Genomic DNA, 22,308 nt, shown 5'->3' on the forward strand with positions numbered 1-22,308 from the left:
TGGGCGGGTTACTGTAGCGACATGACGTTCAACGAGAACTCAAATCTCGACTCTGGCAATGTTCGCAAGCGTCGAGGGGGCACCACCGCTGCCGTTGGCGGCGGTGGTGTCGTTGTGCTCATTCTGGGGCTGCTGTCGACGCAGCTGTTCGGTGTTGACCTGACGCAGTTCTTCGGCGGCGCCGGCACCGAGCAGCAGCAGTCGGCCAGTGACGAGGACCTCGTCTGCACCGGTGCCGAGGCGAACGCGCAGCGCGACTGCCGCGTCGAGGGCGCGGCCGTGACGCTCGAGTCGTACTGGGCCGACGCATCCTCTGAGGTCGGGATTCGCGACTACGTCGACCCCACCGTGATCCTCTACGAGGGCCAGACCTCGTCGGCGTGCGGCACCGCCTCGAACGCGGTTGGGCCGTTCTACTGCCCGACCGACCAGTCCATCTATATGGACACCTCGTTCTTTGACATCCTCACCGAGCAGTTTGGTGCCTCGGGCGGACCGCTGTCGGAGATGTATGTGCTCGCGCACGAGTGGGGCCACCACATCCAGAATCTGGCCGGGGCTCTGACCTCGGACCGCCAGCGCGACACCGGTGACAACGGCGGCCAGGTGCGCATCGAGTTGCAGGCAGACTGCTATGCCGGCGCCTGGATGGGCGAGGCCGCCTCGCAGACCGATGCCGACGGCAACGCGATTCTCGAGGCGCCCACGCGTGCCGAGATCGAGACCACCATTTCGGCAGCCGAGGCGATCGGTGACGACCACATCATGGAGCAGCAGGGCATGGAAGTTCAGCCCGAGGCGTTCACCCACGGCACGAGCGAGCAGCGCGTGAATTGGCTGATCACGGGCTACGAGCAGGGCGTTGGCTCGTGCGATACGTTTAGCGTGCCCGATAGCCAGCTCTAGGAACCTATGACGTTTTCGCTTCTGCTCGCGTTGCAAGTTGTTGCCGTTGTTGTTGCCGTAGTCGTCACCATCGGTGGCGTCGTACTCATCGTCATCGGCGCCGCTCGACTCGCTCGGAAGCCCGCGCCACCCCGCGCCCAGGAGCCCGGATACTCGGAGGCCGTCGACTATGACGGACCCGAGCAGGTGCCCGCCGGGTTCGAGGATTCGCCGCGCTGGTTGGATGCGGATGTCACCTCTGACTCGCCCGGCGCCTCCTCGCACGTCGCGCGCTATTCGAACGCCGACCTGCATGCCGTCCGCCGCAGCGGCATCGCCTTCCTTGCTGGTGGCATTGTGTTGTTCCTCGTGGGCCTGGTCTTCGTGACGCAGACCTGGGGCGCGCTGGTCTAGAACGCCAGGCGGCCCCGCTGCCGGATCGGTCCCGGCTGTGGGCAGAGTTCTCCCCGGCTAGAAGGGCGCGGGATCGACGGCGGGGTCGTACGCGAGGCCGTCGGAGGGCTTGAAGATCGGGCCCGGTGGCTCGGGCCTGGTGATGAAGACGTCGCCGAGTGGCGAGGTCCATTCAAGGACCCCGTTGCCGAGGTGTCTGACCCTCCACGGCTGTTGGTGTTTCTGCGTGTGATGTCGGCGACACAGGTGGGCCTGGTTGTCGACACTCGTGGCACCGCCGGCGGCATACGGATGCGTGTGGTCGAGATCGCTGCGGTTGGCGGGGCGGCGGCAGCCGGGGAAACGGCAGGTGCGGTCGCGGGCTTGGAGGAACTTGCGCATCTGCGGGGTCGCGATGCGGGTGTCGACGGTAAGCACGTGTCCGTTGATGGGGTCGGTGAGGATGCGGTCGAAGCAGGTCACGCTGCCGGCGAGCTCGCGGGCTTCGAACGCGCTGATGGGCTCGGTACCGTCGATAAGGGCGATGTCGCGGGGCGCGTCGGGGTCGAGCAGGGTGGTGACCGGCACGATGACGCTCACGGTCGCGTTGACGTGCGGATTGCCCTTGGCCTCGGACTCGAGCGTGCTCTGCGGCACCGTGGTGAGGAGCGTTTCGACGAGCACGTCGGAGCGCAGTTGCGCGACGGTGCGCGGGTCTTCGATGAACTCGGTGTCCTCGGCCGAGAGTTCTTCGCCCGCTGCCTCTGCCGCGCGGACGCGGGCACGGTGCTGTTTCGCGTCTTCTTGGTGCTCGTCGCGCAGTTGGGTTGCACGCTTGTTGATGAGGTCGTAACTCGCGTGGGCCATGCCGGTGGGCATGTCGGCGGTGAGGCGCGACATACCGCTGCCGAAGTCTTGGATGGTGACAGTGCGCTCTTCGTACTCGCGGTGGAACGCGGCTTCGAACTCGGCGGCGTTGAGGCGGGCGGCGAGTCGTTTCGCGTAACTCTCGGTCTGCCCATGCGTGTGGGTGCGGGCGTAGTCGAGCACCTTCTTGCCGAACTCGTCGCGCAGCTCGTCGCCGACCTTGCGCTCGAACCGGAGGAGCGCGGCCGCGTGCCGCATGGTGACGGCGCCCTCGTCGAGCGCGGTCATCCAGATCGGAAACTGCGTGGTGAGCCGGTGCGCGTCGCGGGCGCGGTTCGTGAGGGCGATATCGCTTTCATTGGTGCGAATGCCGAGGCTGGCGACGGTGGAGCGCAGGTGGGATTGGAGGCGGTTCTCGTCGGAGATGATGTGAGCGCCCGCTTCGGCGTCGCGGCGAGTGTGTTCTTCGGCGATGTCGTACGCCTCGGCGAGCATGCGGCACTCGCCGAGGTCGGCTTGCCGGCGCAGCGTGTTGAAGTCGACGTAGTTGTCGGCGATGCGTCGGGTGCGCTCGGTGAGGTCGTCGTACATGGGCTCGGGCGTGGTGCCGTCGGGCCGATGCCGGCTCGCGTGCCGAGTCGGTTCGAAGTCGTCATCGTCGGGCGGTATTGAGTGGTTAGGTGCGGTCATCGGGCGTCACCTCCTCGAGCACGAGCATCTGAGAGATCGGAGTTCTGATTGATCGGAGTTCAGGCGATGTCTGGTTGTCGTTGTCTTGAAGACGCGTCAGCGGGCCAAAATGTGAGCCCGGGAGGCGATCTTTTTGCTGGGAGCTTCCTGACCGCGACGTTGCGGACGAGGAACGAGTTGGCGACGGATTTGGGGGAGTGGTTCCACTTCACCACGGGCCTCCGACATAGCCAGGCCGCGGGGAATTGGAGGACTTCGGTTGACTGGTTCTACTAGATCACGACCCTCCGACATGGATCGACGGAGGTGGATTCGCACGGTTCTGCAGGATTGCCTCCACCTCACCATGAGCCTCCGACACGGCGGCATCGCACACTTCCGGAGCGCGCACCCGACTGGCAACGCCTCGCCACGTCATTTCAGCTGAGCCGGGCACAGCCGAGCCAAGCCAACACACCAACTGGCCAGCCGCCTCCGCCGCACTGTCGGCCAACTGCATCGCGATGCCCGATGCCCGATGCCCGATGGCCGATGGCCGATGGCGGGCGCGGGCCATGGCTTGGGGACTACTCGCGCGACGCGATCACTTCGAGCACTTCTTCGCCGTACTGCTCGAGCTTTGAACGGCCAACGCCCGAGATGCCGGCGAGGGCGGTGATGGTGTCGGGGCGTTCGACCGCGAGCTCGCGCAGCGTCGCGTCGTTGAAGACGACGTACGCGGGCACCGACTGCTCGCGCGCGGTGTCGCGGCGCCACTCGCGCAGGCGCTCGAAGCGGGCGAGCTGGTCGGGTTGCAGCGAGTCGAGCTCGGGCTTGGGGCGCGACGAACGGGAGGTGCGCACGCGCTGCTCGCGCACATCCGTTCGCAGCTGCACCTGCTCGCCCCCGCCGAGCACCGACGCCCCGCGCTCGGTCATGCGCAGCACGCCGTAGTCGCCGTGCGCCTGAATCACGTTCATGGCGAGTAGCTGCCGCACCACCGAGCGCCAGCCCGACTCGTCGAGCTCGGTGCCGATGCCGTACGTCGACAGCTCGTTGTGGCGGTTCTGCGCGATGCGGTCGGTGTCGCGCCCGAGCAGGATGTCGATGAGTTGGCCAGCGCCGAACGCGCGCCGCTGCGAGCGGTCGATGCGGACGATCGTCGAGAGCAGCTTCTGCGCGGCGACGGTGCCATCCCAAGTCGCGGGCGGGTTGATGCAGTTGTCGCAGTTGCCGCACGGCTCCGACCGTTCGCCGAAGTAGTCGAGCAGCATCTGGCGCCGGCAGCCGGCGGTCTCGCTCAGTGCGAGCATCGCATCGAGGTGCAGCGACTGCTGCCGCTTATAGAAGTCGTCGCCCTCGCCCTGATCGATCATGCGGCGCTGCTGCACGACGTCCTGCAGGCCATACGCGAGCCACGCGGTCGACGGCAGCCCGTCGCGGCCGGCGCGCCCCGTCTCTTGGTAGTAGCCTTCGACCGACTTCGGCAGGTCGAGGTGCCCGACGAAGCGCACGTCGGGCTTGTCGATACCCATGCCGAACGCGATCGTCGCGCACATCACGAGCCCCTCCTCGCGCAGGAACCGCGCCTGGTTCGCCGCGCGCGTCGCCGCCGGCATGCCCGCGTGGTAGGCGAGGGCAGGGATGCCGCGGTCGCTCAGGTACTCAGCCGTCTGCTCGACCGACTTGCGCGAGAGGCAGTAGACGATGCCCGCGTCGCCCGGGTGCTCGGCCTTGATGAACTTGTGCAGCGAATCACGCGCGCGGTCTTTCGGCACGATGCGGTACTGAATGTTCGGGCGGTCGAAGCTCGACACGAACTTCGCGGCCCCGTCGAGGCCGAGCCGCTCGATAATCTCGTCGCGCGTCGCGAGCGTCGCGGTCGCGGTAAGCGCGACCCGGGGCACATCGGGCCACTGCTCGTGCAGCACGCTGAGCTGCAGGTAGTCGGGCCGGAAGTCGTGGCCCCACTGGCTCACACAGTGCGCCTCGTCGATCGCGAACAGCGAGATGTTGCCGCGCTGCAATAGCGGGATGGTCGCCTGCAGCCGCTCGGGCGCGAGGTAGAGCAGATCGAGCTCGCCAGCGATGTACTGCTGCTCGACGAGCCGACGCTCGTCGCTGTCGAGCGTCGAATTCAGGTAGGCGGCCCGTACGCCGAGCTGGCCCAGCGCATCCACCTGGTCTTGCATGAGCGCGATGAGCGGCGAGATGACGATGCCCGTGCCCTCGCGCACGAGCGCGGGCACCTGGTAACAGAGCGACTTGCCGCCGCCAGTGGGCATGAGCACGAGGGCGTCCTTGCCCTGCACGACGGCGTCGATGATCTCGGCCTGCTGCCCGCGAAACTCTGGGTAACCCCATACCTGTTCGAGGACCTGCTGTGCCGTTGCCATACCCACAAGCCTAGGCACTGCCGCAAGCACGCAACTCAGTTCTCCACAGCGTCGATGCCGTGGTCACTTCTCCACAGAAGCGCGCCGCGCTACCCGCGTTCGACGGGGAAGCCCTCGGCCTCCCACTGCGAAATGCCGCCGTCGACGTTGGTCGCGTGCTTGCCATAGCGTGCGAGGAAGTCGACGGTGCGCGCCGAACGACCGCCCGCGTGGCACATGATGTAGGCGCCCTCGTCGGGCACCTCGTCCATGCGATCCGCGAACTCGCTCAGCGGAATCACCGTCGCGAACGGGATGCGCACCTCGGCGACCTCGTCATTCTCACGCACGTCAATGAGCGTGATGTTCTCACCCAGTTTGTGCAGTTCTGCAACGGAAATGTTCTCCATGAAGTGAGCTTAGACGCGATTTCTTGAGGGAATCTCCCCGGCGAAACATCAGCCCTTCGATGGCATCGAAACGCTGCCGAGTCCAACCTGCGGTTGAGATTCGTCGCTGCGTTACGCAGATTTCCCCTGGGCCCGTGGTTTTGTCGCAGGTGGCGGATAGGCTTCACACGAACTCCTCAGTGAGGGCTGCCAACGGGCGCCGCGCTGCGGGGTCGAACCCACCAGAACTCATGAGCGTGGTGACAGTTCGCCGCCGCGCGCGAAGGAGCAGCAGTGAGCGACAGCTACTCGAACCAGCCGAACGGGTACGGAGCTCCCTCGGGAGGCTACGGCCAGGGCGCGCCTGGGCAGAACCCCCAGGGCTACGGCCAGCAGCAGGGTCAGTTCGGCCAGCAGCAGGGCTACGGTCAGCAGGGCCAGCAGCCCGGCGGATACGCGGGCCAGCCTGGTCAGTACGGCCAGAGCCAGCAGGGCCGGTTTGGCGGCCAGCAGGGGCAGCCCGGCTACGGCCAGCAGCAGCCTGGCGGATACACGGGCCAGCCCGGTCAGCAGGGCCAGTTCAACCAGCAGGGTCAGTTCGGTCAGCCCGCCCCGCAGCCTCGCCCGCGGCCGCAGCTACTGAAGAGCTCGAAGCTCGACTGGGTGCGCGACATCGGTGGCGCGGTGTTGCCGCTCATCGCGCTCGTTATGGTCTGGCACGTCGCCCAGACCCGCAGCGGTGTCGCGCTGACCGCCACCGAGATCGCTCCGGTACTCACGTCGATCCTTGCGGCGCTTGCGGGCATTTTGCAGATCGTGACGCGTTTCGGCATCGTCGGCATGCCACAGAACACGCTCTACCTCATCCGAGCGGGCGCACAGGTGCCGTTCATCGTGACGTTCGTCGTGTACTTCGTCTTCGACGTCGTCAACGCCATCACCACCTCGAGTGACGTCAGCGGCAGCCTCGACATCTCCTTCATCGGCCTCGGTGCCGGTGCCGCCGTCGCGTTTACGGGCGCCGCGCTCAACGTGCAGAGCCGCGACTACGAGGCCGGCCCGAGCCGCGACCAGGTCAACCCCGTCGCGGTCACCGCGACGAAGATCCTCAACTGGGTGCTCGTCGGCGTCGTCGCCCTTGGCGCGCTCGTGCTGATCATCGGCTCGATCATGTTCGCCGCATCGCTCGCCGACGCGATCGGCAGCTACGGCTCGGTCAACCCCGTGGGCATCATCCTCAAGGTCGTGTTCGGCGTGCTGCTTGCGCTTGCGATCGGCCTCGCCCCGGCACTCCTCGCCAGCCTTGGCTCCGAGCCGGCCCGCATCGCGACCATCGCGATCGGCGCCGCGGCGCTGCTCGCCTGGATCCTCGACGGCACCTTCGGCCTCGCCTTCTCGATCACCGGCATCGAGTCGATCGTGCCGCTCGCCGCCTTCTCGGGCGGCGCAGCCTTCGTACCCTTCGCGCTCGTGGCCGCGGCGCCACTCGGTGCCCTCGCGCTTTCGCCTGAGGCGCAGCGCTCGACCAAGCCGATCGAGCCGACGGTGCGTTGGTTCTCGGCGCTCGGCCTGTCGCTGCTCGCGATCGCGGCGGTCGCCTTGACGGCCGCGCTCGGCGCGATCGGCTCGTTCATTCCGGTCTATGACGGCGCTGAAAGCGACAGCGGCCGCGTGACCCTCACCGTGATCATCCTCGTGCTCTCGGTGATCATCGCCGGTGCTGCGCTCTACGGCTACTTCGTGCTGCGTGGCAAGGCCACGCCGCCGCAGCAGCACCAGCAGGCCGGGTTCCCGCAGCAGGGCCAGCCGCAGCAGCAGGCCACTGGTCAGCTGCCGCGTATCTCGCAGCTCGTGCTGCTCATCATCACGGGTGGCATCGCCGGCGTCGGCATCGTCGCGATGATCTTTGGCCTCATCGAGCAGCGCATGTCGAATGCGATCGGCGCGAGCATGGTGCCCGCCATCTACATCTTCGCGATCTACGTGCTCCTGCCGCTGATCCTCGCCGCTGGCGTGCTGCTCGTGCCCGCCGTGAAGCAGCACTTCACCGCCACCGGCACGGCGCTCAAGACCGGGGGACAGGGTGGCCAGAACTTCGGCCAGCAGCCTGGCGGTCAGTTCGGCCAGGGTCAGCAGCCCGGTGGTCAGTATGGCCAGCCTGGTCCGCAGACCGGTCAGCAGCAGCCGTTCGGCCAGCAGCAGCCCGGCTTCGGCGCGCAAGGATACGGTCAGCATCAGCCCGGCCCGCAGCAGGGCTTCGGCCAGCAGAGCCAGCAGCACAACGACCAGCAGGGCTACGGCCAGCAGGCTCAGCAGTTCGGTCAGCAGCAGGGCAACCAGCAGCAGGGCTATGGCCAGCAGAACCAGCAGCAGTCGTTCGGCAGCCAGCAGGGTCCGTACGGCCAGCAGCAGCCCGGCGCCGAGCAGTCGGGCGGCTATGGCCAGTCCGGCGCGGCGAGCTCGCAGGGCCAGTTCGGCAACCAGGATGCGCAGAACCAGTCGCAGGCCGGCTACGGTCAGCCCCCGCAGCCGAACGGCGCCTTCGGCCAGCCTGCACAGGGCGGCTACGGCCAGCAGCAGGCTGGCGCGTCGCAGGCGCAGGGCGAGCAGTCCTCATTCGGGCAGCCCGAGGCCGCGCAGCAGCAGTCGCCGTTCGGCGGCTACGGTCAGCCCGTGGCAAGCGAGCAGGCCGGCGCGACCGAGACGGCAGCCGACTCGGCCAGCTCGAGCGACTCGACGACCGCATCCGAACCGGTCCCCGCCGAGACGCAGCGTGACGAAAACGCCGCCGACTCGGGCTTCGGCGCACCCGCGTGGGCTGGCTTCGGCGCCGCGGCTGCCGGAACCGCCGCCGTTGGTGCGGCCGCAGCTTCGGCCGCGGCGAGTGACGACGAGTCGAGCGACGAGGGCGCCGCTTCCGCTGACGAGACGACCGAAGCGACCCCGGCAGCCGGCGACACCGCCGACGCGGAGGCCGATGCTTCGACCTCGGAGACCTCGACCGCATCGGCACCGTTCGGTGGCTACGCCGGTTACGGCAGCGACGCGTCGAGCACCGATTACTCGAGCGCCGGCGCCGCATCCGCGGACGAGGCGACCGACGAGGCGACGAGCGAGTCCACGCCAACCGCCGAGGCCGACGCCGCCGACACCGCGACCGAGTCGACGAGTGGCTACGGCTTCCGTTCGACGACGCAGGAGCCCTCGTCGGCCTGGGGCTCGCTCGAGACGGGCGCGACTCCGACGACCTCGGAGCCTGCCGCTGAAACCGAGCCTGCGGCCGTCGCCGACGCCGCTGCCGAGGTCGAGACCGACGAGGCTCCGGCCGAGTCGACCGGCTACGAGGCACCCGCCGTCAGCTTCGGCGACGCCCCCGTCGCCGAGAGCGACAGCGCCGAGAGCGACACCACGGAGCAGCCCAGCACCGAGTCGGGCGACACTGCGTCGCAGCCGTCGGAGGGCTGGACCCCGGGCTGGAGCACCGACGCCGCGGCAACCGACGACGCCACGAGCGCGGCAACCGAAACGTCGACCGACGAGTCGGCAGCCACCGACTCGGGTTACAGCTACGGGTACCAGCCGAGCGTCAATTTCGGAGGTGGCGAGGAGCAGTCGGCGACCGAGTCGACTCGCGAGTCGGCCTCGGCTGAGGAGTCCGCGACTGAGTCGCAGGATTCGGGTTACAGCTACGGGTACCAGCCGAGCGTCAATTTCGGAGGTGGCGAGGAGCAGTCGGCGACCGAATCGACTCGCGAGTCGGCCTCGGCTGAGGAGCCCGCGACTGAGTCGCAGGATTCGGGTTACAGCTACGGCTACCAGCCCAGCGTCAACTTCGGCGGCGACAACTCGCAGGCGCAGGCCGACGCGAGCAGCGCATCCGAGCCCGAGTCGAGCACCGAGACGAGCACTGATCAGGGCTACGGCTACCTCTCGCAGCCCGAGGAGACTCCGGCGACCGGCGTCGAGGCGCCCGAGGCGCAGGACGCCCCGCAGGCGCCCGCAGCGGCTGACCTGCCCGCGCTCGCGCGCCGGGCGCTCGAGGCTGACGCCAGCGCATCCGAGCTCGAATCGATGAAGGAGCACCGCGAGCTGTGGCCGTACCTCGCGGCCGCGCCCGCCGCGTCGCCCGAGCTGCTCGACTGGCTCGGCCAGACGAACGACCCGACCGTACTCGCGTACCTGCGCAACCGCGGTCACCAGGCTTAACGCCAACCACGAAGCGGGGCGTCTCCAACCGGAGGCGCCCCGCTTCGTCGTTCAGCTACAAGCCGCGTTAACGCGCGCTACTCGGCGCCGGGCACGCGCAGCATCCGCGCGACCTGGCCGTGCAGCGGCGAGCGCGGCAGGTCGACGCCGTCAACCGAAAGAATCGGCGCGACGATGCGGCCCGACGACAGCAGCCAGGCGCCCCGCACCTGCGACAACACCTCGCGCGGCAGCTCGTCGAAGCGCACGCTGAGGCCGGCCTCAGTGGCGGCATCCATGAGTGCGCGCAGCGTCGTCGACGGCAGGATGCCGTCCTGCTTCGGCGTCACGAGCTCACCATCAAGATCGACGACGAGCGCCGAGGTCGGGCCCTCGAGAAGCCGGCCCGACGGCGTCACGAAGATCGCGTCGTCGGCGCCGTTCGCCTTCGCCCAGCGCTTCGCCGCCATGTTGATGCCGTACGACAGGCTCTTTGCGCCCGGTAGCAGCCACGGCAGCTCGCTCGTCTCTTCGGCCTCGTGGCCGCGGTCAAGCACCACGACGCGCACGCCCTCGCGCTCACGCAGCACGGCATCCGACACCGGCTGCATCATCGCCCAGCACGTCGCGTCGCCACCGAACTCGGGGCCGCGCGTCTCGACGAGGCGCACGGTGGCCTCGGGGTGCGCATCCCAGTCCCACGCCGCGACGAGCGCGGCGACGGCGCGCTCATAGCCGGCCCGATCGGGCTCGGGCAGCGAGAGGATGCGCGCCGATGTCGCGAGGCGGTCGAGGTGGGCGGGCAGGTCGATCACGTGGCCGGCGCGGCACGAGGCGACGTCGAAAACGCCATCGCCGCGCACGACGCCGAGGTCATCGGCGCGCAGCAATGGAGTTTCGACATCGACGAGCGAGCCATCGAGCAGCGCGACCAACTGAGGAACAGAAGCGGTCATGTCACCAGCGTAGGGGGCGCATCCGCTCTCGCCCGGCATTCGCCGGGGCAGCCTAAGCTGAAAGTCATGCGCTTCTTTTCGCCCCTCCTCGCGACCAAGCGCATCCCGTGGTTGCAGGTCGTGAAGACCTTCATCGCCATCGCGATTTCGTGGGTCGTGTCGATGCTCCTGTTGCAGGTCGACATGCCGATCTTCGCGGCGATCGCGGCGCTGCTCATCGTCGCCCCGAACCTCAACCAGACCGCGTCGAAGGGCATCGAACGCACCCTCGGCGTGATCGCCGGCGTCATCATTGCAACCGTGTTCGGCGGCATCTTCGGCCACAACGCGATCGCCGCGATCGCGGCCATCGCCGTCGCCCTGCTCATCGGCTGGGCGGGCCGGCTCAGCCTCGGCATGCTCAACCAGATGGCGATCAGCGGCATGATCGTCATCGTCATGGGCGGCGGCAGCGTCGAGTTCGCGCTCGACCGCATTGTCGAGACGATCATCGGCGCGATCATCGGCTTCCTCGTGAACATGCTCATCGTCGCGCCGGTGCACGTCGAGCCCGCGCGCCAACGCGTCGCCGACCTCGGCGGCGAGCTCGCGGCCTCGCTCGGCCGCCTCGCCGACGCGCTCGAGGTGCGCCAGAGCCCCGGCGACCTGCAGGGGCTCATCCTCGAGGCACGGCTGCTGCGCAACATGGTCGAGGTGAGCCGCAAGGCGATCGAAGAGGCGCGGGAGTCGCTCGCACTCAACCCGCGCGGCCGCAGGAACCGCGAGCAGCTCGACGAAATGGATGCGCTGCTCGAGACGAAGCTGCAGTCGATCGTCACCGAGGTGATCGGCATGACCCGCGCGTTCTACGACCACTACGACGACTCGCTGCCCGAGGAGCCGATGGCGCACGACATCGCCGAGCAGCTGCGTCGCTGCGCCCACGACGTGCGGCTCGCGGTACACCTCGCCGAGGTCGACCCCGAGCCACTCACCTCGGCGATCCCCGCCCTCACCGCACCCCTCGAGCTCTCGGCGCCGCGCGGGCAGCGCTGGATTCTCATCGGCTCGCTCATGGAAGACCTGCGCCGCATCCGCGAGACCCTGCTCATCGACGAGGACGACGAGTAGGCCCACCGTCACACGCGGTCACCCGGGCCCCTCAGGGGTGGGAGACTGGACTCTTGTGAGCGGCGCGGCCACACCCGCCCGCCGCGGGGGAGAGAAAGCGGTTGAGTCGATGACACAGGCGAGATTCTGGAGCGGCTCGCGCGTGTTCTCGCTCGTCGCGGTCGTGCTGCTCGCGGGCAGCCTGCGCGCCGGCGTCACCGCCTTCGGCCCACTCGCCGTGCGCATCGGCGCCGACGTCGGTCTCAGCGCGACCGAAGTGGGCGCGCTCGCGGCGTTGCCGGTGCTCGCGTTCGGCCTGTTCGCCGTGCCCACCGCGCCGCTGGCCCGCCGTCTCGGCTTCGACCGGCTCGCGCTGCTCAGCCTCATCGTGCTCGCGTCCGGCCTCGCCCTGCGCCTGCTCATGCCCGCCTGGTCGCTCTGGGTCGGCACCGCGCTGCTCGGCATCGGTGTCGCCACGCTGAACGTGCTGCTGCCGGTGCTCGTGAAACGCGACTTCGCCCCCAACGCCCCGCTCGTACTCGGCGTCACGACCTGCACCATGACCGGCACCGCTGCGCTCGGCGCGGGCCTCGCGGTGGTGATCACCGACTCGACCGGCGGCCAGTGGCGGCTCGCGCTCGCCGCATCCCTGCCCGTTGTCATCGTGGCGATCGCGCTCTTCGCGGTGCGCGGCTGGCGCGATCGGCTCGGCGTCGCCTCGAGCGACCACTCGCCGCACGTGAACATCTGGCGCTCGCCGATCGCGTGGTCGGTCACCGCGTACATGGCGCTGCAGTCGACGGTCTTTTACACCTTCGTGAACTGGATGCCCACCATCGAGCAGAGCAGTGGCGTGAGCGAGGCGAACGCGGGCCTGCACCTCGCGATCGCACAGTTGTCGGGCATGCCGCTCGGCTTCCTCGTCGCGTGGCTCATGAACCGCTCGCGCGACCAGCGCATCATCGCCATTAGCTTCCTGCCGATCACCGCGATCGCCCTGCTCGGCGGGATGTTCCTGCCGCAGCTCATGCCGGTGTGGACGGTCATGATCGGCCTCACCACAGGAATGATGCTGCCGGTCGCGCTCGGGCTCATCTCGGAGCGCGCGGCGACAGCGGGCGATGCCGCGCGCATGTCGGGCATGGCCCAGTCGATCGGGTACTTCTGCGCGGGCCTCGGCCCGATCATCGGCGGTGGCCTGTTTGAGGCGACGGGCGGCTGGGTGGCGACGCTGGGCCTGCTGCTCGCCTGCGTCGTCGGCCTCGTGTTTGCGGGCCTCGCAGCGGGCCGCGACCGCACGCTCGGCGCGGCGCCGGCCGAGCGCTAAACCGCCCGCACCCTCGGGCGAGGATGCGGGCGGCAAGTCTGCGGCGCGGGCCGGCTAGATCAGGTCTTCGAAGTTGAAGAACGACTTGTTCCAGGCCGTGATCTCGACCTTCGCGAACAGGCCCTGCTGTGAGTACGGGTCGGCCTGGGCGAACGCCTCGGCCTCTTCGAGCGTCTCGACGTCGACGATGACGAGGCTGCCGATCGGATCGCCGGCCTCGTTGCGCTTCGCACCCGCCGCGAGCAGGCGCGGGGTGTTCTCGCGCAGCCACGCGAGGTGCTCCGGGCGTAGTTCGAGGCGCTTGTCAACGCTGTTGGGGAGGTCGTCTGAGTTGATGGCGTACGGCACCGGGGCTCCTTCGTAGTGGCTTGCCCTTGCAGCGTAGCGCGCGGTAGGGCGGGGGCCGACGCCGCCTACCACTTGCGATCGCAACAGGAAAAGTTGCGAGGGGCATTATTTCAACGTTGACTTGGAGTAGCACAAAGTGTCCTGTGAACCGGCGCCCGCCCGACGAGGACCGTACAAAGGAGACCCAGTGAGCAAGCTCAGCTCTCTCATATCCACCGATGCCGTGCAGCTCTACGTTCCCGCCGAGGACTGGCGCTCGGCCGTCATCGCGGCGGGCGACCTGCTCGTGCAGACCGGCGCGACCGAGCCCGAGTACACCGACTCGATGCTCGCGACCATCGATGAGCACGGCCCGTACATCGTTATTGCGCCCGGCTTCGCCCTCGCGCACGCGCGACCCAACGCATCCGTGAAGCGCACGGGCCTCAGCTTCGTTCGCCTCGCGAACCCCGTCGAGTTCGGTGCCGGCGACAACGACCCGGTCACGATCGTCATGGGCATGGCTGCCGCCGACTCGACCGAACACCAGCAGGCGCTTGCCACGCTGGCCGGCGTGCTCGGTGACCCGGTTCGCCGCGCCGCCCTCGACACGGCGAACACGCCCGAGGCCGTGCTCGAGGTGCTCACGAGCGACCCGGCGCAGGCCTCGGCCGCCGAGCCGAGCACGCCCCGCCACGCGGCTTCCGTGGCCGATGATCGCGAGGTCGACCTCACCGGCACCGTCGCCTCGAAGGGGCACATCCTCACGGTCTGCGGCAACGGCGTCGGCACGAGCATCTTCCTCAAGAACACGCTCGAGCAGGTGCTCGGCAAGTGGGGCTGGGCGCCCTACTTCACCGTCGAAGCGACCGACACCATCTCGGCCAAAGGCAAGTCGAAGGAAGCCGACCTCGTGCTCACCTCCGGCGCCATCGCCGAATCGCTCGGCGACCTCGGCGTGCCCGTCGAGATCATCGGCGACTTCACCTCGCAGCAGGAGATCGACGGCGCCCTGCGCCGCCGCTACGCCGTCTAACGCGCGACCCGGCTCTCGGGCCGTGGCGCGCATCCGCTCGCACACCGCGGCACCCGGCCAGCGCATCCCTCAGCTTCTAGTCATTGGAGAGCATCATGGACGTGATCTACGCGATCGCGCAGTTTCTCGTGAACGAAATCCTTAGTGTGCCGGCGTACCTCATCGGCATCATCACCGCGGTCGGGCTCATCGCGCTGCGCAAGAGCGCAGGCGCGGTGATTGGCGGCGGTATCAAGGCCACGCTCGGCTTCATGCTGATCGGCGCCGGCGCCGGCCTTGTCACCGCTTCGCTCGAACCGCTCGGCGTCATGATTCAGGGCGCGCTCGGCGCGCAGGGCGTCGTGCCGACGAACGAGGCCATCGCGGGCATCGCGCAGCAGGAGTACGGCGCGCAGGTGTCGTGGCTCATGATTCTCGGTTTCGTCGTCGCGCTGCTGCTCGCGCGCTTCACGCCGCTGCGCTACGTGTTCCTCACCGGTCACCACATGCTGTTCATGGCGACGATGATCACCATCGTCATGGCCTCGGCCGGTATGAACACCTGGGTCGTCGTGATTCTCGGCGCCGTGCTGCTCGGCATCCTCATGGTCGCGCTGCCCGCGCTCGCGCACCCGTGGATGAAGAAGGTCACCGGCGACGGCTCGGTCGCAATCGGTCACTTCGGCACAGCCGGCTACGTCGCTGCTGGTGCCGTCGGTCGCCTCGTCGACCCGAAGGGCAAGAGCCGCTCGACCGAAGACATCAAGGTGCCCGAGGGTCTGCGCTTCCTGCGTGACTCGATGGTCGCCACCGCCCTGTCGATGGTGCTCATGTACGTCATCGTCGCGGTGATTTACCTCATTCGCGTCGGCGAAGCCGAGGCGTTCGAGGCCTTCGGCGGCGCGAGCAACGTCGGCAACTTCCTCATGCAATCGGTCACGCAGGGCCTCGGCTTCGGCATCGCGGTCGCCGTGATCCTCTTCGGCGTGCGCACCATCCTCGGTGAGCTCGTGCCCGCGTTCCAGGGCATCGCGGCGAAGGTAGTGCCGGGCGCCGTGCCCGCGCTCGACGCGCCCATCGTGTTCCCGTACGCGCAGAACGCCGTGCTCATTGGCTTCATTTCGTCGTTCGTTGCCGGCCTCTGCGGTCTGTTCGTGCTCGCCGCCTGGCTCGGCCCGGCGTTCGGCCTCGCCGTGATCCTGCCAGGCCTCGTGCCGCACTTCTTCACCGGTGGTGCCGCGGGTGTCTTCGGTAATGCGACCGGCGGCCGCCGCGGCGCGATCGCGGGTGGCTTCGTGAACGGTCTGCTCATCACGTTCCTGCCCGCGTTCCTCATGCAGGTGCTCGGCAGCTTCGGCTCGGCGAACACGACCTTCGGCGACGCCGACTTCGGCTGGTTCGGTATTCTCATCGGCTACGGCGCGAACGCTGGCGCGGTGCTCGGTGCCGTGCTACTCGCGGTGATCGGCCTCGTCATTCTCGTCGCGGCGATCATCGTGCAGAAGCGCGTCGTCGAGCGCGACTGGGATGCGGCGCCGAACCGGCGCAGCGGGATGGGAGGCTCGAGCGAATCGGCGGGCTCGGCCACCACGGCGGCGAACGCCGGGAAGTTCGCGCGCATCGCCCCGCCGAAGGGCGCGCCCCGGCCGCCCGCCTCGATCGAGGGCTAGGCGCGAGCCTCCTGACAACGAAATTCCCCGGCGGGTGGGCCGAAAGATTCGCCCCGCCCATCGGGGAATTTTCGTTGTTGCGCTGGCCTAGTTGTTCCTCCCAGTGATGCAGTTCACGGTAGTGGCGCGGTCAGTGACAAGTGGCGCGATGGTGATGGCGCCAGTTGTCGTTGGTGGCGCCACTCGGCGAGGGGGGCCGGTGGTGGCGCTCTCAGCGACGTGGCGCGAATGGTAGTGGCGCGGTCAGCGACAAGTGGCGCGATGCTGACGACGCCAGTTGTCGCTGAGCGCGCCATTCCGGGCGACGACGCGACGGGGTGCCGTGGGGCCACGGAGGACAGACTGGGGGAACGGGGAGTTTTCGCCTCCCCGCGACGTCCACAACGTGACAGGCCGTTACACCTAGAGCGCCGCGTCGGCGTAGACGAGCAGGGCGTCGCGCACGAACTCGGCGCCGTGCTCGGATGCGCGGGTGTAGTTCGCCGCGAAGCGTGGGTCGTCGGCGTACATGGTGGCGAGGCCGCGCAGGGCGTCGGCCGTGAGCGGCTGGCCTTGCCACGCGCGCCGCAGCCAGGCGACGTGCTGCGCCGCGACCTGCTGCGCAGCGGCCGAGCCGGGCTCGTCGCCGGCGGTGATGCGCGCATCCCAGGCGTCGTTGAGCGCCTCGAGCTCGGCACGGAACTCGGCCTGGCCCGACTCGCCGAGGCCCGCCCACCAGCTATTGCTGCGGTCGGCTGCCTCGTCGCCCCAGCGCTCGCGTACCTCGGCGTCGTACTGGGTGTGGTCGAAGCCGTCGAACATGTCCTTCGGCATAATGTCTTCTTTCTCGTCGATTGCGGTGATGGTCGCATCGATGGCGGCGATCTGACGGCGGATGCGCGCCCGCTCACTCGTGAGCCGCTCGCGCAGTTCGCGCAGCGCGGCGACGTCGTCGCGTTCCCCGTCGAGAATCTCGCGAATGCTCGCGAGATCGACGCCGAGGTCGCGCAGTCCGAGGATGCGCTGCAGCCGCACGAGAGATGGTTGCGCGTAGTAGCGCAGCCCGCCGTGGCCCACCCGGTCGGGCGGCAGTAGGCCGATCTGGCCGTAGTGGCGCAGGGTGCGCGAGGTGACGCCGGTCGCGGCGACCACCTCGTGAGTCGACCATTCCATGGGCCCTCCTTCGATGCGGTCACGACGCTATCGGTTGACGTTACGTCAACCGCAAGCCCCAAGTCGCAACCGGCGCGAAACTGGCCCACAAGGCATCGACCCGAGCCGAGCATCCAGCCGCCGCCGGGCGCGCATCCGTACCCTGTCCGCATGGCTACGAAACGAGTGCGAGGGTACGTGTCAGGCGTCGTGCAGGGCGTCGGGTTTCGCTATTCGACCGCCCAGGAGGCGCAGCGGCTCGGCCTCGGCGGGTACGTGCGCAATCTGTTCGACGGCCGGGTCGAGTTCGAGGCCGAGGGCGAGGCGGATGCGGTCGATCGGCTCGTCGTGTGGGCGCACCGTGGTCCCCGCTCGGCGAGCGTCGACGGCGTCGAGACGAGCGGGCAGCCGACGCGCGGCGACACCGAGTTTGAGATTCGGGGCTAGCAGCCACGCAATTGGGGCCCCGTGGTCCGCTGCGGCGGGGGCTCGAGCCGGGCGACGGGTCGCCGAACTACTGCGCGGGCTCTTCGAGGCCCGGGAGGAATACCTTGCGGGCCGGCTCGACAGGGCCCGTGGCGTCGGTCTCGTCGGCGCCGTAGACGTGCGGGCGCAGCACGACGACGTCGTGGAGATTGCGGTAGCGCTCGTCGTAGTCGAGGCCGTAGCCGACGACGAACTCGTTCGGCACATCGAAGCCGATGTAGCGCACGGGCACGTCGACCTTGAGGCGCGAGGGTTTGCGCAGCAGCGTGCAGATCTCGACCGAGGCGGCGCCGCGCGACTCGAGGTTCTGGCGCAGCCAGCTCAGGGTGAGGCCCGAGTCAATGATGTCCTCGACGATGAGCACGTCGCGGCCGCTGAGGTCGGTGTCCAAGTCCTTGAGGATGCGCACGACACCCGACGACACGGTGCCCGAGCCGTACGAGGAGACGGCCATCCAGTCCATCTCGAGCGGGATGCTCAGCTCACGAGCGAGGTCGCTCACGACCATGACGGCACCCTTGAGCACGCCGACGAGCAGGGGAGTGCGGTCGCGGTAGTCGGCTTCGATGTCGCGGGCGAGCTCGCCGATGCGCTCGGAGATCTCCTCGCGGCTCAGGAGGACTTCGCGGACGTCGGCCTCAATGTCGGATGCGCGCACGTGGTTCCTTTCGCGGTGGCGTTAGTGCTCGGTGTCGTCGACGCCCTGCTCGGCGAAGCCGAAGAACAGGCGGCCGGCGCTGCGTTCAACGCGGATGCCGGGCAGGTCGATGGGGCCCTGCCCGCGCCACTCGGTGGCGAGCGCGGCGACCGCCATGGTGTGCGCCCGCGAGAGCGAGACGCCAAAGCCCTGCTCGGCGACGGCGCGGCAGATGCGCTGGCGGAGCGCGGCGGGCTGGGTCACGAGGCCGCCGACATCGAGGGTGACGCGGCCGTCGGCGTCGGTGTCGACGATCTCCTGCGCCCACTCGAGCGCGAGGGCGTCGAGGGTCTCGGAGTCTTCGCGGAGCGTCGTCGCGGTGCGGGCGAGCGCCTCGGCGATGCCGGGGCCGAGCTCGGTCTCGAGCACCGGCATGACGTTCTTGCGGATGCGCACGCGCTTGAAGCGCTCGTCGTCGTTCATCGGGTCGTGCCACGGTTCGAGGCCCTGGTCGCGGCAGGCCTGGCTGGTCTCTTCGCGGCGGATGCCGAGTAGCGGCCGCACGAGCGGGCCGTTGACGACGGCCATGCCGTGCAGCGATTTACCGCCCGAGCCGCGGGCGAGGCCGAGCAGCACGGTTTCGGCCTGGTCGTCGAGGGTGTGCCCGAGCACGACGTAGGAGGCGCCGAGCTCTTCGCGCACGCGGTCGATCGCGCCGTAGCGGGCAGCGCGGGCCGAGGCCTCGGGGCCGGCGCCGTCGTCGACGACATCGATGCGCTCGATCACGACCGGGTCGAGGCCGAGGGAGCGTGCCTGCTCGGCGGCGCGCTCGGCCTGCTCACCCGAGCCAGGCTGCAGCTGGTGGTCGACGATGACCGCGCCCACGCGCATCCCGGCTCTCGGGCCCTCAAATGCGAGGCCCGCGGCCAGCGCGAGCGAGTCGGGGCCGCCAGACAGCGCAGCGAGCACGAGGTCACCCTCGGCAGCGACGCCGCGCAGCGAGTTGCGCACAGCGCGCCGAATATCGGCTACCGGCGGGGTGAGGCGGGGTCGATCAGTCACACCCCAATCGTACTCGGGCGAGGGCGCTGATTGCACGGAAGTGCTGATCGCGCTCAGCAAGCGGCGCTCGGCGCGGGTTGCGGGTGGTGACGGGATGTTCGGGCTCGCGCCGCGCGCGGGCGGTAATCTGGTGCCGTCAACGCCCCCGGGCGACCCTTTACACCAGGAGCAGAATTGAGCACCTACGACGTCGTCATCGAGATTCCTCGTGGCAGCCACAACAAGTACGAGGTCGACCACGAGACCGGCCGCGTCTACCTCGACCGCGTGCTGTTCACCCCGTTCGTCTACCCGGTCGACTACGGCTACTTCGAGCACACGCTCGCCGACGATGGTGACCCGCTCGACGCGCTCGTGCTGCTCGAGTACCCGGTCTACCCGGGCATCGGCCTGAAGGTGCGCCCCGTGGGCGTGCTGCACATGTCTGACGAGGCTGGCGGCGACGACAAGATCCTCTGCGTGCCGGCGAAGGACCCGCGCTTCGCGCACATCCAGGAGCTCGAGGATGCGCCGCAGAACACCCGCGACCAGCTCAAGCACTTCTTCGAGCACTACAAGGACCTCGAGCCCAACAAGTGGGTCAAGGTCGACTCGTGGGGCTCGGCGGCTGACGCCGAGGCGATCATCGAGCGCTCGCTCGCGGCCTACAAGCCCGCCGAATAAGTAGCTGACGCCAGCCCAACGACGAGGGGCGCGCATCCTGCTGGATGCGCGCCCCTCGTCGTTGGGCCTGCTCGGCGCCTCGTGCGGCCTAGTAGTAGATGCCGTGTGAGGCGAGGTAGCTCAGCGGGTCGCTCGCGCCGTTGTTCACCATGAAGTGGAGGTGGCAGCCGGTCGACGGACCTGTGGTGCCGGCGTAGGCGATGATCTGGCCGGCCACGACGCGCTGGCCAGGGTAGACCATGATGCCGCCGGGCATGATGTGGGCGTTGCCGGTGGTGTTGCCGTCGTCCATCTGGATGTCGACGCGGTTGCCCCAGCCGTCCATCCAGGCCGCGTACGTGACCGTGCCCGACGTGACCGCGTAGATCGGGGCGCCGCAGGTGCCGCCGGAGACGACAAAGTCGGTGCCGTTGTGGAGCTTCCAATAGCCGTAGACCGGGTGGAGGCGCATGCCGTAGTTGCTCGAGATGTAGGCGTTGTAGCCGAGGGGCGGCGCATAGCCGCTCGCGCTCGGGGAGGCCCCGCCGCTCTCGGTCGAGCCGCCACTGCTGCTGCCACCGCTGCTGCTGCTTCCGCTATTGCTGCTTCCGCCACCCGAGTTGTAGCCGGCTTCGGCCTCAGCGGCGGCTGCTGCCGCTGCGGCCGCGGCTGCTGCGGCAGCTTCCTCGGCGGCCTTCTTCTGCTCCGCCTCGATGCGCTTGCGCTCTTCTTCGCGCAGGCGCTCGCCCTCTTGGTAGTCGGCCTCGACGACGTCGCGGTGCTCCTGCAGCGGGGCGAGCATCGCCTCGAGTTCGGAGCCCTTCTCGGTCTTCTGATCGCGCTTGTTCTGCAGGTCGAGCTGCGCGTCAACGGCCGCGTCGTAGTCGGCCTGCGCCTGCGCCTCGAGGGTCTCGAGCTCTTCGAGCGCGACCTGCGCCTGCTCGCCGAGCTGGTCGGCGTTGTTGCGTGCCGAGATGGCGTTCTCGTAGACAGCGCCGTTCTGCGTGCCGAGCTTCGAGAGTGTCGACATGCCCATGAGGAAGCCGTCGGCGTCGTTCGGGTTCGTGAGCAGCTCGACGGTCGGGTCGACGGGCACGCGGTTCGCGATGGCGGCGACGTACGATGCGGCCTCGGTCTCGGCCTTGTCTGCCTCGGCGGAGGCCTCCTCGGCCTGCTGCTGCAGCGTGTAGACCTTTTCGGACTGCTCGGTCGACGCGGCCTGGGCGGCCGAGTAGGCGTTGCCTGCCTCTTCAGCGACGACCTCGGCCTCGGCGACCTCGTTGTTGAGCTGGTCGATCTGGGAGTTGATCTCGTCGATCAGTGCGTTCTGCTGGTCGATGTCGTCCTGGGCGGCGATGACGTCGTCCCAGGTCGCGTAGTCGTCGAGGTCCTTGGCGTTCGCTGCGATCGCGCCGTTGCCTACGAGGCCGATAATGAGCAGAGCGGCCGCGCCGGTTACCAGCCCTGACCGGCCAGCGCGGGCGCGGGGTGCCCGGCGGGAGGTCTTGGACGAAAACATTGGTGCCTTTCGTTTGCTGCGCGAGGCGCGCGGGCAATCGGTTCAGGTGCGGGCGTGGTCATGCACATAGCTAGGCATTTGTCGCAGAGGATCACTCAAGTCACACGGTTAACATCCGCCACATTAGTGGCTCTGTGACGAATTTGTAACCCCGGATGGGCGTGTTTTCGCGGTTCGGCTGCGCATTTCGGGTATTCGCGCGAGTGTTGCTTCGCCGGACGCGCGGGGCGCAGGCGTAGGCTCGTGACGGCTCGGAGCGTGCGATTTGCGTTCGTGCGTGAATGTGCACTAGGCTCTTTCTTCGGCGGTCATGCCGATACAGCTTCGGCCCCATCGTCTAGTGGCCTAGGACACTGGCCTTTCACGCCGGCAACACGGGTTCGAATCCCGTTGGGGTCACGGTGGCGACACCGGGAAAAAGCTGGTAGGTTGAACCGTCTGAAAAATTTAATATGAGGCCCTGTAGCGCAGTTGGTTAGCGTGCCGCCCTGTCACGGCGGAGGTCGCGGGTTCAAGTCCCGTCAGGGTCGCGGAGAAGCGACGCCCTTGTCGAAAGATGAGGGCGTTTCTCTCAGCGGCGGAAGCTGCTTTGGCTCTGTAGCTCAGTTGGTAGAGCGTTCGACTGAAAATCGAGAGGTCACGGGATCGACGCCCGTCGGAGCCACAGATGCCCCGGGTTCGACG

General features: G+C 68.5%; 18 protein-coding genes and 3 tRNA genes. 12 read left to right on the top strand and 9 right to left on the bottom strand.

The annotated features are described in order from the left end of the window. The first annotated feature begins 21 nt into the window (after window positions 1-21). A complete protein-coding gene (ypfJ, locus tag M3M28_RS00695; protein ID WP_249386947.1) occupies window positions 22-906 on the top strand; it encodes a KPN_02809 family neutral zinc metallopeptidase in 885 nt (294 codons plus the stop codon). Between the two features lie 6 nt (window positions 907-912). Continuing rightward, window positions 913-1,299 (top strand): hypothetical protein, encoded by a 387-nt coding sequence (locus M3M28_RS00700; protein ID WP_249386948.1) that lies wholly within the window; start codon window positions 913-915, stop codon window positions 1,297-1,299. Between the two features lie 57 nt (window positions 1,300-1,356). On the opposite strand, the gene M3M28_RS00705 is transcribed toward M3M28_RS00700, so the two are convergent. From M3M28_RS00705 to M3M28_RS00715, 3 genes are all read right to left on the bottom strand, one after another. Next, window positions 1,357-2,835, bottom strand: a complete 1,479-nt coding sequence (locus M3M28_RS00705; protein WP_249386949.1) for an HNH endonuclease signature motif containing protein — start codon at window positions 2,833-2,835, stop codon at window positions 1,357-1,359. Window positions 2,836-3,401: 566 nt separating this feature from the next. Further along, window positions 3,402-5,210, bottom strand: a complete 1,809-nt coding sequence (gene recQ / locus M3M28_RS00710; protein ID WP_249386950.1) for a DNA helicase RecQ — start codon at window positions 5,208-5,210, stop codon at window positions 3,402-3,404. An 89-nt stretch (window positions 5,211-5,299) separates the two neighbouring features. Further along, window positions 5,300-5,599 carry a rhodanese-like domain-containing protein gene (locus tag M3M28_RS00715; protein WP_249386951.1) on the bottom strand — a complete coding sequence of 100 codons (300 nt, stop codon included), beginning with the start codon at window positions 5,597-5,599 and terminating at the stop codon, window positions 5,300-5,302. A 273-nt stretch (window positions 5,600-5,872) separates the two neighbouring features. Between M3M28_RS00715 and M3M28_RS00720 the strand changes: the two genes are divergently transcribed. Next, window positions 5,873-9,784 (top strand): DUF7937 domain-containing protein, encoded by a 3,912-nt coding sequence (locus M3M28_RS00720; protein WP_249386952.1) that lies wholly within the window; start codon window positions 5,873-5,875, stop codon window positions 9,782-9,784. Between the two features lie 77 nt (window positions 9,785-9,861). Here M3M28_RS00720 and M3M28_RS00725 read toward each other — a convergent pair whose 3' ends face one another. Continuing rightward, window positions 9,862-10,719 (bottom strand): aminotransferase class IV, encoded by an 858-nt coding sequence (locus M3M28_RS00725; RefSeq protein ID WP_249386953.1) that lies wholly within the window; start codon window positions 10,717-10,719, stop codon window positions 9,862-9,864. Between the two features lie 66 nt (window positions 10,720-10,785). Between M3M28_RS00725 and M3M28_RS00730 the strand changes: the two genes are divergently transcribed. Continuing rightward, window positions 10,786-11,829: an FUSC family protein gene (locus tag M3M28_RS00730; RefSeq protein ID WP_249386954.1), complete on the top strand. Its 1,044-nt coding sequence runs from the start codon at window positions 10,786-10,788 to the stop codon at window positions 11,827-11,829. Window positions 11,830-11,938: 109 nt separating this feature from the next. Then, window positions 11,939-13,135 carry an MFS transporter gene (locus M3M28_RS00735; protein ID WP_249386955.1) on the top strand — a complete coding sequence of 399 codons (1,197 nt, stop codon included), beginning with the start codon at window positions 11,939-11,941 and terminating at the stop codon, window positions 13,133-13,135. 54 nt (window positions 13,136-13,189) lie between these two features. Here the strand turns inward: M3M28_RS00735 and M3M28_RS00740 are convergent, their stop codons facing one another. Further along, window positions 13,190-13,483, bottom strand: coding sequence for a YciI family protein (locus tag M3M28_RS00740; RefSeq protein ID WP_249386956.1), 294 nt, complete (start codon window positions 13,481-13,483; stop codon window positions 13,190-13,192). Window positions 13,484-13,670: 187 nt separating this feature from the next. On the opposite strand from M3M28_RS00740, the gene M3M28_RS00745 reads away from it, so the two are divergent. Both M3M28_RS00745 and M3M28_RS00750 read left to right on the top strand, forming a co-directional pair. Continuing rightward, complete coding sequence (locus M3M28_RS00745; protein WP_249386957.1) at window positions 13,671-14,498, top strand: PTS sugar transporter subunit IIA; 828 nt, start codon at window positions 13,671-13,673, stop codon at window positions 14,496-14,498. Between the two features lie 95 nt (window positions 14,499-14,593). Then, complete coding sequence (locus tag M3M28_RS00750; RefSeq protein WP_249386958.1) at window positions 14,594-16,147, top strand: PTS ascorbate transporter subunit IIC; 1,554 nt, start codon at window positions 14,594-14,596, stop codon at window positions 16,145-16,147. Window positions 16,148-16,549: 402 nt separating this feature from the next. On the opposite strand, the gene M3M28_RS00755 is transcribed toward M3M28_RS00750, so the two are convergent. Then, on the bottom strand, window positions 16,550-17,299 hold the full coding sequence (locus tag M3M28_RS00755; RefSeq protein ID WP_249386959.1) for a MerR family transcriptional regulator: 750 nt from the start codon (window positions 17,297-17,299) through the stop codon (window positions 16,550-16,552). A gap of 150 nt (window positions 17,300-17,449) precedes the next feature. Between M3M28_RS00755 and yccX the strand changes: the two genes are divergently transcribed. Beyond that, complete coding sequence (gene yccX, locus M3M28_RS00760; protein ID WP_249386960.1) at window positions 17,450-17,725, top strand: acylphosphatase; 276 nt, start codon at window positions 17,450-17,452, stop codon at window positions 17,723-17,725. Window positions 17,726-17,792: 67 nt separating this feature from the next. On the opposite strand, the gene hpt is transcribed toward yccX, so the two are convergent. Both hpt and tilS read right to left on the bottom strand, forming a co-directional pair. Beyond that, on the bottom strand, window positions 17,793-18,422 hold the full coding sequence (gene hpt, locus M3M28_RS00765) for a hypoxanthine phosphoribosyltransferase (protein WP_249386961.1): 630 nt from the start codon (window positions 18,420-18,422) through the stop codon (window positions 17,793-17,795). Window positions 18,423-18,443: 21 nt separating this feature from the next. Beyond that, window positions 18,444-19,463 carry a tRNA lysidine(34) synthetase TilS gene (gene tilS, locus M3M28_RS00770; protein ID WP_249386962.1) on the bottom strand — a complete coding sequence of 340 codons (1,020 nt, stop codon included), beginning with the start codon at window positions 19,461-19,463 and terminating at the stop codon, window positions 18,444-18,446. A gap of 174 nt (window positions 19,464-19,637) precedes the next feature. On the opposite strand from tilS, the gene M3M28_RS00775 reads away from it, so the two are divergent. After that, on the top strand, window positions 19,638-20,126 hold the full coding sequence (locus M3M28_RS00775; RefSeq protein ID WP_125107622.1) for an inorganic diphosphatase: 489 nt from the start codon (window positions 19,638-19,640) through the stop codon (window positions 20,124-20,126). An 88-nt stretch (window positions 20,127-20,214) separates the two neighbouring features. Here the strand turns inward: M3M28_RS00775 and M3M28_RS00780 are convergent, their stop codons facing one another. Further along, on the bottom strand, window positions 20,215-21,624 hold the full coding sequence (locus tag M3M28_RS00780) for a M23 family metallopeptidase (protein ID WP_249386963.1): 1,410 nt from the start codon (window positions 21,622-21,624) through the stop codon (window positions 20,215-20,217). A gap of 326 nt (window positions 21,625-21,950) precedes the next feature. On the opposite strand from M3M28_RS00780, the gene M3M28_RS00785 reads away from it, so the two are divergent. The 3 genes from M3M28_RS00785 (at window position 21,951) to M3M28_RS00795 (ending at window position 22,288) form a co-directional block, all read left to right on the top strand. Continuing rightward, window positions 21,951-22,023 (top strand) — tRNA-Glu (locus tag M3M28_RS00785). Window positions 22,024-22,080: 57 nt separating this feature from the next. Then, a tRNA-Asp gene (locus M3M28_RS00790) sits at window positions 22,081-22,154 on the top strand. Between the two features lie 61 nt (window positions 22,155-22,215). After that, window positions 22,216-22,288, top strand: a tRNA-Phe gene (locus M3M28_RS00795). Window positions 22,289-22,308 lie beyond the last annotated feature (20 nt).

The organism is Gulosibacter sediminis (assembly GCF_023370115.1).
Classification (GTDB): Bacteria; Actinomycetota; Actinomycetes; order Actinomycetales; family Microbacteriaceae; genus Gulosibacter; species Gulosibacter sediminis_A.

Excerpts from the sequence above, each read along its gene's own strand:
- M3M28_RS00705 (WP_249386949.1), bottom strand. The coding sequence starts at position 2,835 with ATGACCGCACCTAACCACTCAATACCGCCCGACGATGACGACTTCGAA.
- yccX (WP_249386960.1), top strand. The coding sequence starts at position 17,450 with ATGGCTACGAAACGAGTGCGAGGGTACGTGTCAGGCGTCGTGCAGGGC.
- M3M28_RS00750 (WP_249386958.1), top strand. The coding sequence starts at position 14,594 with ATGGACGTGATCTACGCGATCGCGCAGTTTCTCGTGAACGAAATCCTT.
- M3M28_RS00715 (WP_249386951.1), bottom strand. The coding sequence starts at position 5,599 with ATGGAGAACATTTCCGTTGCAGAACTGCACAAACTGGGTGAGAACATC.
- ypfJ (WP_249386947.1), top strand. The coding sequence starts at position 22 with ATGACGTTCAACGAGAACTCAAATCTCGACTCTGGCAATGTTCGCAAG.
- M3M28_RS00735 (WP_249386955.1), top strand. The coding sequence starts at position 11,939 with ATGACACAGGCGAGATTCTGGAGCGGCTCGCGCGTGTTCTCGCTCGTC.
- M3M28_RS00730 (WP_249386954.1), top strand. The coding sequence starts at position 10,786 with ATGCGCTTCTTTTCGCCCCTCCTCGCGACCAAGCGCATCCCGTGGTTG.
- M3M28_RS00780 (WP_249386963.1), bottom strand. The coding sequence starts at position 21,624 with ATGTTTTCGTCCAAGACCTCCCGCCGGGCACCCCGCGCCCGCGCTGGC.
- M3M28_RS00725 (WP_249386953.1), bottom strand. The coding sequence starts at position 10,719 with ATGACCGCTTCTGTTCCTCAGTTGGTCGCGCTGCTCGATGGCTCGCTC.
- recQ (WP_249386950.1), bottom strand. The coding sequence starts at position 5,210 with ATGGCAACGGCACAGCAGGTCCTCGAACAGGTATGGGGTTACCCAGAG.
- M3M28_RS00700 (WP_249386948.1), top strand. The coding sequence starts at position 913 with ATGACGTTTTCGCTTCTGCTCGCGTTGCAAGTTGTTGCCGTTGTTGTT.
- M3M28_RS00755 (WP_249386959.1), bottom strand. The coding sequence starts at position 17,299 with ATGGAATGGTCGACTCACGAGGTGGTCGCCGCGACCGGCGTCACCTCG.